Raw genomic sequence first — 12836 nt, forward strand, 5'->3', positions numbered from 1 at the left:
TCCACGAGCGCGCAGGTTTCCAAAGGAGGGCAGAGCGTCGACGCGGGTGCGCAGGCCGACATCCACGAGCGCGCAGGTTTCCAGTCGAACGCGCGCCTCCCGCCTGCGCGCTCGCCACGGCGGCCGGGTGCCCGGGGCGGGCCCCTTGGCGGGGTGGTACGGGTGGGGCTCCTGAGGCGGTCCGGGCCGGGCAGTTGTCCAAATCTGTTGCAAAGGCGCCTCGCGGCGGGATCGTCCGCGAGAAGAAGCGCGGAATATCAACGATTCTCCTCCGGCTCTCCGGTGCGATGGGGGCCTTTGCAACAGATTTGGACAAACGGCGCCGCCGCGGGCCCCGGGAGGGGCGCCCCGGGCCGGACGGCGACCGCCTCGAGTGCAAAATGCACGTCTCGGCGTCCGGGGCGCGGCGGCGTCGGGCGCCGTGGTCCGCGAGATCGTCGGGTGACCGCCGAGCACGTCACTTGACCCGCGAGCACGTCTGCCAGAGTGACGTGCTCGCGGGTCAAGTGACGATCTCGCGAGCCGGGGCGCGTCACGGCATGCGAGACGCCGTCCCACCATGCGAGATGCGCTATCGGGGCGAAGCGGGGACGGGGCGCCGGAACCGCCCCCGACGCGAGGTATCGCTCACCGGGCCGAGGCCATCCCCATGAGGACGACGCCGGCCAGCGCGGCCGCGATCCCGGCGAGGACGACGGCGATCTCCCTGCGGGTCCTGGGCTCCTTGAGCAGGAAGATGGACCCGAGGGTGGCGATGACGAACCCCAGCTGGCTGAAGGTGAAGCCGGCCGCCACGCCCACGATCGACGTCGAGCGCAGCAGGGCGATGTTCCCCAGCGCCCACACGACGCCGGACAGCAGCGCCGGGACCATGCCCCCTCCTCGCAGGGGGCCGTTGCGCGGCAGCACGCGGGAGGCGACGACGGCGCCGACGAGCAGGCCGATGCCCATCGGGCCCACCGCGTCAGCCGAGGAGACGCGCGCCAGGCGCAGCATGCCGGGGTAGACGGCCAGGAACACCGCCGAGCAGACGGTCGCCAGGGCGCCGATCCGGCGCGCTCCCGGGCCGGGGCCGGCGCCGTCGCCCTCCTGCCACGCGCCCGCCGCGCCGCCGGCGATGACGAGCACGATCGCGCCCAGTCCCAGCCCCATCGCCCCCGGCGCCCGCCACTCCCCGAGCAGCACGACGCCGATGAGCCCGTTGAGGGCGAGCTGGAGGGCGGTGGTCAGCGGCATGGTGCGGGAGGCGCCCCAGGTCTGGAAACCCTTGATGACGAGTACGATGCCGATGCTCCACAGCAGGCCGCTGAGCGAGCCCCACACCAGGGAGCGCGGCGACCAGGCGGCCCCGGCCAGCGGGGAGGTCAGCAGGCTCGCCGCGCCGCCGCCGGCGATGACGAAGGTGTTCTGGCGGCGCGGGTCCGTGGGGAAGGCGGCGTTGAGCAGCGCCATCGTCCCCCACAGGAGGGAGGGGAGGAGAGCGATGAGAATGTGCATGGATGACCTGCCAGGATGCGGGCGGGCGGATCGATCGGTGATCGTCGGCGATCACGGGACCCGGTATCGTCGTCGGCCGAGCCTATGGCGGGCGGAGCGGTCCTGGCAAGGGGACCCGCGCCGGTCCCGCGCGGCTTTCTCCGCCGGTCCCGGCGTTCCGGGGGAGGGGCGGTGCGATACTGGCGGCCATGCCAGCTGACGCCCACCGGTCCCCCGCACCGCCCCCCGCGCCCGACGGCCCACTCATCGTCCAGTCCGACAAGTCGGTCCTCCTGGAGGTCGCCCGCCCCGGCGCCGATGAGGCCCGCCGCGCCATCGCCCCCTTCGCCGAGCTGGAGCGGGCCCCGGAGCACGTCCACACCTACCGGATCACCCCGCTGGCCCTGTGGAACGCCCGGGCCGCCGGGCTGGACGCCGAGACCGTGGTCCACACCCTCATCACCCACTCGCGCTTCCCGGTGCCCCACGCGCTGCTCACCGAGATCGCCGAGACCATGGGCCGCTACGGCCGCCTCCAGCTGGTCGCCGACCCGGCCCACGGCCTGGTCCTGCACGCCGCGGACGCGCCGGTCCTGGAGGAGGTCATGCGCTCCCGGCGCACCAGGGGCCTGCTGGGCGCGCGCCTGTCGGCCGCCGACGTCGTCGTCCACCCCTCCGAGCGCGGTCACCTCAAGCAGGTCCTCATCAAGCTGGGCTGGCCGGCGGAGGACCTGGCCGGCTACGTCGACGGCGAGGCCCACCCCATCGCCCTGCGCGAGGACCCGGCCGGGGCCCGGGCGCACCGGCCCGGGGCCTTCGCGCTGCGCCCCTACCAGCGCGAGGCGGTGGAGGGCTTCTGGGCGGGCGGGTCCGGCGTCGTCGTCCTGCCCTGCGGGGCCGGCAAGACCCTGGTGGGGGCGGCGGTCATGGCGAGGAGCTCGACGACGGCGCTCGTCCTGGTCGCCAACGCCGTCGCCGCCCGCCAGTGGAAGGAGGAGCTCATGCGCTTCACCACCCTGACCGCGGACGAGATCGGCGAGTACTCGGGGTCGCGCAAGGAGGTCCGTCCCGTGACCATCGCCACCTACCAGGTGCTCACCACCAGGCGCAAGGGCGTCCACCCGCACCTGGATCTGCTGGACTCCCACGACTGGGGGCTCATCGTCTACGACGAGGTCCACCTCCTGCCCGCCCCCGTCTTCCGCATGACCGCGGACCTGCAGGCGCGCCGCCGCCTGGGCCTGACCGCCACCCTCGTGCGCGAGGACGGCCGGGAGGACGAGGTCTTCTCCCTCATCGGCCCCAAGCGCTACGACGCCCCCTGGAAGGACCTGGAGAACCAGGGCTGGATCGCCCCGGCGATCTGCACGGAGGTGCGCCTGAGCCTCGACGCCGGGCAGCGGATGGCCTACGCGACGGCGGAGGCGCCCGACCGCTACCGCCTGGCCGCCTGCGCCCCGGCCAAGGTCGGGATCGTGGACCGGCTGCTGGCCCGCCACGAGGGCGAATCGGCGCTGGTCATCGGCCAGTACGTCGATCAGCTCACCGAGATCGCCGAGCACCTGGGCGCCCCGCTCATCACGGGGGCGACGACGGTGCGCGAGCGCCGGCGCCTCTACGGCGCCTTCCGCTCCGGCGAGATCCGCACCCTCGTGGTCTCCAAGGTGGCGAACTTCTCCATCGACCTGCCCGGGGCGAGCGTGGCCGTTCAGGTGTCGGGGACCTTCGGGTCCCGGCAGGAGGAGGCCCAGCGCCTGGGCCGGATCGTGCGGCCCAAGGAGGACGGGCGCCAGGCGCACTTCTACACGGTCGTGGTCCGCGACACGGTCGACCAGGAGTTCGCGGCGCACCGCCAGCGCTTCCTGGCCGAGCAGGGCTACGCCTACGACATCGTCGACGCCGAGGCGGTGTAGGCCGAGGAGCCGCGGGGTCGACGACGGCCCTGCCCGGTCCGATGCCGACGGCGCGCGCCGGCCCCGTCCGGGCCGTTGACCGGGCCTGGCGCGCCCCGGCCCGCTCCGCCCGCTCAGAACCGTGCGAGCAGCTCCGCGCCGGCCCGGCGGGCGCGGGCGCGGCGGACCAGGACGCGCGCCAGGGCGCGGCCGAAGGCCTGGATGACCGGTTCGGCCCGCTCCGCCTCGGCCCGCGCGCGCCGCCCCTCCGCCACGGCCCCGGCGGGCAGGGCGGAGGCGGGCAGGGCCTCGGCCTCCTCCTCGCCGCGCACGACGCCCATGGCGCGGGCGGCGGACCGCGCCCGCCAGTACTCGATGCGGGCCGGGGTGGACTCGGGGTGGTGCTGGAGGGCCAGGAGCCCGCCGGCCCGCCAGGCCTGGACCGGGGCCCCGGCGGAGGAGGCGAGCAGGACGGCCCCCTCGGGCAGGCGGACGACGACGTCGTCGTGGGAGACGATGACCGGCAGGCGCGTCCCGCCCCGGGTGGGCACGCCGGCGCGCACGGCCGCCCGCACCGCCTCGTCGACGATCTCGGAGAAGACCGGGTCCTCGCGGGCGGCCCGCGTCAGCTCCAGGTCGACGACGCCGCCCTCGCCGCCGTGCGGGGAGGGGCAGGCGGTGGCGCCGCCCAGGGCCTCGGCCGCGACCTGGGCGCCCAGGCAGATGGCGACGGCGGGCAGGCGCTGCTCGACGGCCCCGCGCAGCAGGGAGCGCACGTCGGCCAGCCACGGGTGGCGGGCGTCGTCGTGCGCGCTCATGGCCCCGCCCAGGACCACCAGGCCGTCGCCGGCGCCGGCGGGGCCCGGGATCGCCTCCCCCGCCCAGGGGCGCACCACGCGCAGCGAGGCGCCCTCGGCGAAGAGCCACTGCCCCAGGCGCCCCAGCGGCGCGAAGGCCTCGGGCTCGATCACGGTGATGACCGGGGCGGGGGCGGGGTCGGGGAGTGCCGGGAGGATGTCAGTCATGGGGTCATTGACGGTCATGACGGCCCCGGGCGCAAACCGCGCCCGCGGGACGTGCGCGCTCTCACGGCGCGGCGCGCGCCGGTGGCGGGGGCGCCGGCCGTCGGAGGCGGGCGCCGGCGCGTCCGCGGAGCGGTCCCGGATGCGCCCGCGGAGCGGTGCCGGCGGCGAAATGAGTTGCCTGACGCGCCCCGGGCGGGGGACGATGGGCCCGCCAACCCGCTCGTCCGAGGAGCCCGACGTGTTCTGGAACCGCAAGCGCGACACACCCATCGCACCCCCGCCGGGGTCCACCGCGGATCTGAACGCCCGGGCGGGCGCCGCCCTGGTGCGGGCCGACGACGCCGTGCGGGCGGCCGCCGAGGAGCTGTCCTACGCCCAGGCCCAGTTCGGGCTGTCCGCCACGGACGCCTTCACCGAGGCCCTGAGGATCGCCCGCGGCCACCTCGCGCGCTCCTTCGAGCTGCGCAAGCTGCTCGACGACGACATCCCGGAGACCGAGCCCCAGCAGCGCCAGATGTGCGGGGAGATCCTCCAGCGCTGCTCCGAGGCCGTGGTCGTCCTGAGGCGGCAGGAGGAGGCCTTCAACGCCCGCCGCGGTCTGGAGGCGAACCTGCCGACCTCCATCGCCGAGACCGCCCAGCGCGCCGACGAGACCGAGCAGGCCATCACCATGGCCAACACGCTGCTCGTCACGCTGCACGCCACCTACCCGGCGAGCTCCCTGACCTCCGTCTCCCAGGCCCCCGAGCGCGCGGGCAAGCTGCTGGCCGCGGGGCGCACCGCCCTCGACCAGGCGCGCGCCAGCGCCGAGGAGGGGCAGCAGGCCACCGCCGTCGAGCAGGTGCGCATCGCCCAGGGCGCCATCGCCCAGGCCGGCGAGATCGCCTCCCAGGTCCGCGGCGCCCGCGAGCGCCTGAACCGCGCCGCCGCCGACCTGGCCGCCGCCATCACCTCCATCTCCTCCGACCTGGTCGACGCGCGGCGCCTGTCCTCCCGGGTGCCCGACGCCTCCCTGAGCCCCCTCGTGGCCGACGCCGAGGCCGCCGTCGCCGCCGGTCGCGCCGCCTCCGGGCCGGGGGCGAGCGGGGATCCCCTGGCCGCCCTGGATCACCTGTCGCGGGCCGAGGCCGCCCTGGACGCCGCGCTGGCCCCGGCGCGGGCGAAGGAGGACAACGACGCGCGCGCCCGCGCCTCGCTGGGTTCGCGCCTGGCGCGCCTGAACTCCCAGATCGCGGCGGTCACCTCCTACATCACCACCCATCGCGGGGCGGTGGGCCCCTCCGCGCGCACGGCCCTGTCGGAGGCCTCGCGCCACGCGGGCGCCGCCACCACCATGCAGAACACCGACGCGGCCGCGGCCCTGTCGGAGGTGGCGGCCGGGGAGCCGCTGGTCGCCCAGGCCCAGGCGCTGGCGGAGGCGGATGTGCGCAATTCGGGCGCCTGGGGCCAGTGGGGCGGCGGGGAGCCGGGCTGGCAGTACGGCGGCTGGGGCCGGCGGGGGTGGAGCCAGGGCCCGCCTCCGCGGCGGGGCGGTGGCATCGACGTCGGCTCCCTCATTCTGGGCGGCCTGATCATGAGCGGCCTGGACGACATCTTCGACTGAGGGCCGCCGGGCCGCCGGGCGCGCCGTCGGGTCGCCGGCCCCGGGCGCGTTCCCGGGCCGCCGGGCGCGCCGTCGGGTCGCCGGCCCCGACTCGCCCTGAGCGATACGGCAACCGCCGTCTGGCCGCGCGGAGCCGATCCGTGGGAACCTGACCCCCAATCCGACGACCGCCGACGGCGGAGCCCGCCCCGGGCGCCCCGGCGCCGTCGGCGGGAACGAGAATGAGAAAGGCACCAACCCCATGGCTGAGAAGCAGTCGATCCTGGGCCGCATCGCCCAGCTCACCCGCGCCAATATCAACGCGCTCCTCGACCGGGCCGAGGACCCTCAGAAGATGCTGGACCAGCTCGTGCGGGACTACACCGCCTCCATCGGCGAGGCCCGCGACGCCGTCGCTCAGACCATTGGCAACCTGCGCCTGGCCGAGAAGGATCACGCCGCCGATCTTGCCCAGGCCCGCGATTGGGGCAATAAGGCCCTGGCCGCCTCCCGGAAGGCGGACCAGATGCGCGCCGCCGGCGACGGGGCGGGCGCGGACAAGTGGGACTCGCTGGCCAAGATCGCCCTGACCAAGCAGATCAACGCCGAGAACGAGGCCAAGGCCGCCGAGCCGATGATCGCCTCGCAGCGCCAGGTCGTCGAGCAGCTCAAGACCGGCCTGCAGCAGATGGAGGTCAAGCTCGGGGAGCTGAAGTCGCGGCGCGACCAGCTCGTGGCCCGCAAGAAGTCCGCCGAGGCGCAGGTGAGGGTGCAGGGCGCGATCCGTTCGATCAACGTCCTGGATCCCACCAGCGAGCTGTCCCGCTACGAGGACCAGGTACGTCGGATCGAGGCGCAGGCGGCCGGTCAGACCGAGCTGGCGGGGTCCTCGCTGGAGGCGCAGTTCGCCGAGCTGGAGGCCTCCTCCGCCCAGACCGAGGCCGAGGCCCGGCTGGCTGCCCTCAAGGCCGGGGGCAACCGGACCCTGCCGGAGGCGGCGAGCCCCGCGCAGATCACCGACGGCCAGATCGACGCCGCCTTCGCCGCGCTCAAGAACGAGAACGCCGCCCAGTCCGCCGAGGAGCGCTCCTCCTACTGAGTCCTCTGACTCTCTTCCGCCGGCCCCCGGCCACGGGCGCCGTGGGCCCCGACAGGCCTCCGGCCGCGGGCGCCCCGGCGCCGAGATCGCCGTCACTTCGGCCGGTCTCGGCGCCGTTCCCCTGTCCGCCCGGGACCCGCGATTAGCATGAGGACATGAGTGCACCGACCTACCTCCTCGTCGACGGGGAGAATATCGACGCGACCCTGGGCATGAGCGTCCTGGGGCGCCGTCCGGAGCCCGAGGAGCGGCCCCGCTGGGATCGCGTCCTGTCATTCTGCGACCGCTTGTCCGACGTCGAGGCCGCCGACCCGAGCAGGAACACCCGCGCCCTGTTCTTCCTCAACGCCACGTCCGGCCACATGCCCATGAGCTTCGTCCAGGCCCTGCTGGCCATGGACTACCGCCCCCTGCCCCTGGCCGGCTCGGGGGACCCGGAGGAGAAGGTCGTCGACATCGGCATTCAGCGCACTCTCGACGCCCTGGCCGAGCGCGCCCTGGCCGGTCAGAGCCACCACGTCCTGCTGGGTTCGCACGACGGCGACTACATCCCCCAGATCGAGCGCCTGCTCGACGCCGGGGCCAGGGTGGGCGTGCTGTGCTTCCGCGAGTTCCTCAACGCCCAGCTGGCCGCCCTGGAATCGCGGGGGCTGACCATTTACGATCTTGAAACCGATGTCAACGCCTTCACCAGCGCCCTGCCGCGCGTGCGCATCATCCCGCTGACCGAGTTCGATCCGGCGAAGTTCATCTGACCAGCGCCCCCGGTGCCCCGTCGCCGGTCCCACACGCCGTTCAGGAAACGTCCAGCCCGCGCGGGCACAGTGATCCTCATGGACCGTTATCAGGACAAGCGCACGTCGCCCGAGGCCCACCTTCTCGTGGTCGACGACGAGCCCAATATTCGCGATCTGCTCGCATCCTCCCTCCGGTTCGCGGGCTTCGAGGTCTCCACCGCCGCCGACGGCAACGGGGCCCTGCGCGGGGCCGAGGCCGAGCCCGACCTCATCGTCCTGGACGTCATGCTTCCGGACATGGACGGCTTCACGGTCGCCCGCCGCCTGCGCGAGCGGGACGTGACCACCCCCATCCTGTTCCTGACCGCCCGCGACGACATGGCGGACAAGATCCAGGGCCTGACCGTCGGCGGGGACGACTACGTCACCAAGCCCTTCGGCCTGGAGGAGGTCGTGGCCCGCATCCGCGCCATTCTGCGGCGCACCCACGCCGTCGAGGGCGAGGACGACGGCATTGTGCGGGTCGCGGACCTCATTCTGGATGAGGACGCCCACGAGGTCTACCGCGCCGGCGTCGAGGTGGACCTGTCCCCCACCGAGTTCAAGCTCTTGCGCTATCTCATGCTCAATACGGGCCGCGTCGTCTCCAAGGCCCAGATCCTTGATCACGTGTGGGAGTACGACTGGAACGGAGACGCCGCCATCGTCGAGTCCTACATCTCCTACCTGCGCCGCAAGATCGATCAGATCACGGGCTCCGACGGCGAGGCCGTCACCCCGCTCATCCAGACGCGCCGGGGCGTTGGCTACATGCTCCGCGAGCCCAAGGGCGACTGACGTGCGCCCCCGCGGCGTGAGGCGGCCGGGGTCGGCCACGCCGTCGCGCGCGTCCACCCGCGTCGCGCACTCGCAATCCGGCGGGCGCCGCCCGCCGCCCGACCGGCAGTCCTCCGGGCGGCGCCACCGCCTGCCGCCCGAGCGCCAGCACCGTCCGATCAAGAAGGGCCGCTGGCACCCCCTGACCGCGGCCCGGCGCACCTGGCACACCCTGCCCCTGCGCAGCCGCCTGGCGCTCATCACCACGGGCCTGCTGACGGTGGGGCTGCTGGTCGTGTCCCTGGCGATCACCTCGCTGCTGTACACCCACCTGCTCGGCCAGGTCGACGACCAGCTGCGCGTGACCTCCCAGGCGATCGGGTCGCGGGCGCTGGAGCAGATCCGCACGGGCAACAACTCCCTCATGCCGTCGACCTACTACGTCGAGGCCCAGTACCTCGACGGCCAGACGAGCTACATGATCTCCGACGACACCGCGGCCAAGTACGGCGTCCCCGTCATCGACGTGCCCTCCCTGGAGGAGGCCAAGGCCCAGTTCGCCGCGGACAAGCAGCTGCGCACCGTGGGCTCCTCCAAGGCCGGCTTCCAGTGGCGGGTCATCTGCCTGCCCTTCATCGACGGCACCGGCAACTACCTGGGCGTGGTCGCCATCGCCCTGCCGCTGAGCGACATCAGGGAGGCGGTCGAGCGCACCCGCTTCGTGGTGGCGCTGGCGGACGTCGCCGTCATCCTCGTGGGGGCCATGGCGGCCACCTACCTGGTGCACCGCTCCTTCCGCTCCCTGCGCCAGATCGAGGGGGTGGCCGGGCGGATCGCCGGCGGCGACCTGTCCGCCCGCGTGCCCGTGACCGAGCCCTCGAGCACGGAGGTCGGTTCGCTCCAGCGGGCGCTGAACATGATGCTCCAGCAGAACGAGAAGGCCTTCTCCGTCCAGGTCGTCGCCCAGGAGCGCATGACCCGCTTCGTGTCCGACGCCTCGCACGAGCTGCGCACCCCGCTGGCGGCGATCCGCGGCTACGGCGAGCTGTACCGCATGGGCGGGGTGCCGCCGGAGCGTCAGAACGAGGTCATGGGGCGCATCGAGGACGAGGCCTCCCGCATGGGCCGTCTCGTCGAGGACCTGCTCCAGCTGGCCCGCATCGACGAGGGGCGCAAGATGACCATGGAGCGCGTCGACCTGACCGCCGTGTGCTCCGGGGCGCTGACGGATATGACGGTCCTCGCCCCCGATCGCGCCTGCACCCTCATCCCCCTGACCGCCGACGGCAAGCCTGCCCCCGCCGTCGTCATCGGGGACCGCGACCGGCTCAGCCAGGTGATCACCAACCTGCTGGGGAATGTGGTGCGTCACACCCCGCCCGGCACGCCCGCGGAGATCGCCGTGGGCCCCGTGGGCGCGAACGCCGTCGTCGAGGTGCGCGACCACGGCCCCGGCGTGGACTCCGCGGAGGCGGACAAGGTCTTCCAGCGCTTCTACCGGGCCGATTCCTCGCGCAACCGGAAGACGGGCGGGTCCGGCCTGGGGCTGGCGATCGTCCTGGCGATCATCAAGCACCACGGCGGCAGCGTGCGCATTCTCCAGACCCCCGGCGGCGGGGCGACCGTGCACCTGGAGGTTCCGCTGGCACCCACCATGTAAGCCCCCGCGATGTGGTTCGCGGCGCGGGGGTGTAGGTTACCAGGACAGCCGATCGGCCCCGCGGCGTCGCCGGAGCCGGTTCGCGCATACACATTCCTTCACACGCCCCGCCCGTCCTGAGCCTACGATGGGGGGCGCCTTCACTTCCGAGGAGGCTGTTCATGGGCATTGACGCGCCGCAGTGGCTCCTACCCGCCTATCTCCGCTCCGTCAAGGCCGTCGGCGGCACGGCGTCCGTCGAGGCCATCCGCGAGGCCGGCGAGCGCCTGGTCGTCATGTGGTCCAGTCCGGACCGGCGTTTCCACAATTTGAAACACGCCATCGACGTGCTGGCCCGCGTCGACGAGCTGGCCGACGAGTCCCACAACCCCGACATCATGCGCCTGGCCGCCTGGTACCACGGATGCGTCTTCTCATCGGCGACCGAGCAGACCTACAAGCGCAACGGCGGGGAGGACGAGGTGGCCTCCGCCGCCTACGCCGCCAAAGACCTCCACGGCCTGGGCGTGCCCGACGCGGTCACGGACCGGGTCTGCGCCCTCATCCTCAACCTCAAGCGCCACAACCTGGCCCACGACGACATCGACGCCCTGGCCCTCAACGACGCGGATCTGGGGACCCTGGCGGTCAATCCGCAGCAGTACAAGCGCTACCGCGAGCTGGTGCGCGAGGAGTACGCGCACATCCCCGACGAGCGCTACCTGCGCGGCCGCGCCACCATCATCTCCAAGCTGCTGTCGCGCGAGACCCTATTCTCCTCCCCGCTGGGGGCGCGCTGGGAGCTGCCGGCGCGCCAGAATCTTCAGGCGGAGCAGCGCCGGATCGCCGACGCCCTGGCGAAGCTGCCGCCCCCGGACCCGCGGGCCGTCGAGGAGCCGGCGCCGGGTGCGGAGGGTTCGACGCCGGGTGCGGAGAACGCCCGCGAGGACGCCGGATGCAGCGGCCTGGACCGCTCCGGCGAGGAGGAGGATCCGCCGCAGATGCCGGCCCGGTCCTCCTCCGTCCCCCCGCCCCAGCGCAACAGGTTCTCGTCCTCGTCCAGCTCCGCGAGCGCGGCCAGCGCGGCGACCCCGGCGCGGGGGCTGCCCCGCACCCTGCCCGCCTCCTACCCCCCGCCCCGCTCGCGCAGGCGCGACGGCGGGGGGCTGGGGCACACGACCACCATGGAGTCGTGCGCGGAGGACCTGGACCGGCTCCTGGGCGCGCGCCGCCCCGGCGCGAACGGCCCCGGCGTCGCGGACCGCCAGGCGGCGGTGGAGTCCGAGCGCGCCAAGCTCGCCGAGAAGATGCGCCACAAGACCGCGCAGGCCAAGGTGCTGCGCGAGGCGCGCACGGGCGAGCTGGCCCCCATCACGGCCGAGATCATCGATGACGGGGCCGGGGACCTATAGCCCTTAGTTTCAGCCCTTAGCCCCGCGCGGGCGGGGGCCGCCCGGGCAGTCATCCAGTCGGCAGCCGGCCCATTCGCCCCGCGCGGGCGGGGCCGCCTCCATGGTCGAGGCCCGCCAGCCGCGGAACAGCGGATTCGCCCCGCGCGGGCGGGGGCCGCCTCGCCGCCACCGACCGCGTCCTCGCAGCCGTCGCATTCGCCCCGCGCGGGCCGGGCCCGCCTCCGCTCTCCCGGCGGGCCGGGCCCTCGGTGTCCTCGGCCCTGCGCGGACCTGGCCCGCCCGGGCGCCCTGCACCTCTTTCAGTCCCTACCGCGGCCAGTCCCGCGGCCCCGTGCCGGGCTCCACAGGCGCCCCCGGCGACACCCCGCCGCACCGCCGTCCACAGGCGGTCGGCGGGCGCGGGCGCCGCTCCCCTACCGTGAGGGGAATCCCGCCGGTCCACGGCGGTGCAACCCTCACGAAAGGCACGATCATGCCGGTCTTCTCCGTCGACACCCAGGCCGTGGCGGACACGGCCTACCGCACCCGCGCCCGCATCTCCACCATTCAGACCGAGGTGGACGCGATGAACTCCGATATCGCCACCCTGCAGTCCTCCTGGACCGGTGCCGCGTCCGACTCCATGGCGGTCTGCGCGGCCGATTGGAGCACCGTCCAGGCGCAGGTCCAGACCAGTCTCGACGCGATCAGCCTGGCCCTGGACCAGGCCGCCGTCTCCTACGACGACGCCGAGGCGGTGAACACCACGCGCTTCGGCAGGTGAGCGCCGCCCCTCGCCGCCGTCCCCCTCACCGGGATCGGTCTGCCGCTTCGAGTGAGCCCCGGGGACGCCTGATCGCCCCGCCCCTCACCGGGATCGGTCGAAGCGGGCGGGGCGGTCGGGGCGTCGCTCGGGCGGGGCGTCCGTCGCGGACGGAGAGCGGGATCTCGGAAGGTTATTCAGTGGGCTCATGGCGGTGCTCTCCTGTGCGGACCACTTGCGTTCCGCTGGATCACGGCGGTCCGACCGTCGTTCCCGGGGGTGGAGTGCGCGTCCCGGCGTCCGGGGCGAGGCGGCGCCGGGCGCCGCGGTCCGCGAGATCGTCGGGTAACCGCCGAGCACGTCACTTAACCCGCGAGCACGTCACTCTGGCAGACGTGCTCGCGGGTTAAGTGACG

Annotated in this window: 10 protein-coding genes; 8 read left to right on the plus strand and 2 right to left on the minus strand. The window is 73.9% G+C overall.

Translation table 11 applies throughout. The annotated features are described in order from the left end of the window. Window positions 1-627 precede the first annotated feature (627 nt). On the minus strand, window positions 628-1497 hold the full coding sequence (locus G446_RS0106075) for a GRP family sugar transporter (RefSeq protein ID WP_026409486.1): 870 nt from the start codon (window positions 1495-1497) through the stop codon (window positions 628-630). 188 nt (window positions 1498-1685) lie between these two features. On the opposite strand from G446_RS0106075, the gene G446_RS0106080 reads away from it, so the two are divergent. Then, window positions 1686-3389: a DNA repair helicase XPB gene (locus tag G446_RS0106080; RefSeq protein ID WP_034469377.1), complete on the plus strand. Its 1704-nt coding sequence runs from the start codon at window positions 1686-1688 to the stop codon at window positions 3387-3389. Between the two features lie 113 nt (window positions 3390-3502). On the opposite strand, the gene G446_RS16280 is transcribed toward G446_RS0106080, so the two are convergent. Continuing rightward, complete coding sequence (locus tag G446_RS16280; RefSeq protein ID WP_245574606.1) at window positions 3503-4393, minus strand: type 1 glutamine amidotransferase; 891 nt, start codon at window positions 4391-4393, stop codon at window positions 3503-3505. A gap of 238 nt (window positions 4394-4631) precedes the next feature. On the opposite strand from G446_RS16280, the gene G446_RS16285 reads away from it, so the two are divergent. The 7 genes from G446_RS16285 (at window position 4632) to G446_RS0106120 (ending at window position 12441) form a co-directional block, all read left to right on the plus strand. Further along, the gene (locus tag G446_RS16285) at window positions 4632-5996 is read left to right on the plus strand and encodes a hypothetical protein (protein WP_051285701.1); all 1365 of its coding nucleotides are present in this window, start codon (window positions 4632-4634) and stop codon (window positions 5994-5996) included. Window positions 5997-6237: 241 nt separating this feature from the next. Next, window positions 6238-7074, plus strand: coding sequence for a PspA/IM30 family protein (locus tag G446_RS16290; protein WP_084779034.1), 837 nt, complete (start codon window positions 6238-6240; stop codon window positions 7072-7074). A gap of 155 nt (window positions 7075-7229) precedes the next feature. Then, window positions 7230-7829: an NYN domain-containing protein gene (locus tag G446_RS0106100; RefSeq protein WP_026409488.1), complete on the plus strand. Its 600-nt coding sequence runs from the start codon at window positions 7230-7232 to the stop codon at window positions 7827-7829. 78 nt (window positions 7830-7907) lie between these two features. Beyond that, entirely contained in the window at window positions 7908-8648 is a 741-nt protein-coding gene (locus G446_RS0106105) for a response regulator transcription factor (protein WP_026409489.1), read from the plus strand. A 181-nt stretch (window positions 8649-8829) separates the two neighbouring features. Further along, window positions 8830-10287, plus strand: a complete 1458-nt coding sequence (locus tag G446_RS0106110; protein ID WP_026409490.1) for a sensor histidine kinase — start codon at window positions 8830-8832, stop codon at window positions 10285-10287. 161 nt (window positions 10288-10448) lie between these two features. Then, entirely contained in the window at window positions 10449-11678 is a 1230-nt protein-coding gene (locus G446_RS0106115) for an HD domain-containing protein (protein WP_026409491.1), read from the plus strand. Between the two features lie 472 nt (window positions 11679-12150). After that, window positions 12151-12441 carry a WXG100 family type VII secretion target gene (locus G446_RS0106120; protein ID WP_026409492.1) on the plus strand — a complete coding sequence of 97 codons (291 nt, stop codon included), beginning with the start codon at window positions 12151-12153 and terminating at the stop codon, window positions 12439-12441. The last annotated feature ends 395 nt before the right edge of the window (window positions 12442-12836 follow it).

The sequence above is a fragment of the Actinomyces dentalis DSM 19115 genome, assembly GCF_000429225.1.
GTDB lineage: Bacteria > Actinomycetota > Actinomycetes > Actinomycetales > Actinomycetaceae > Actinomyces > Actinomyces dentalis.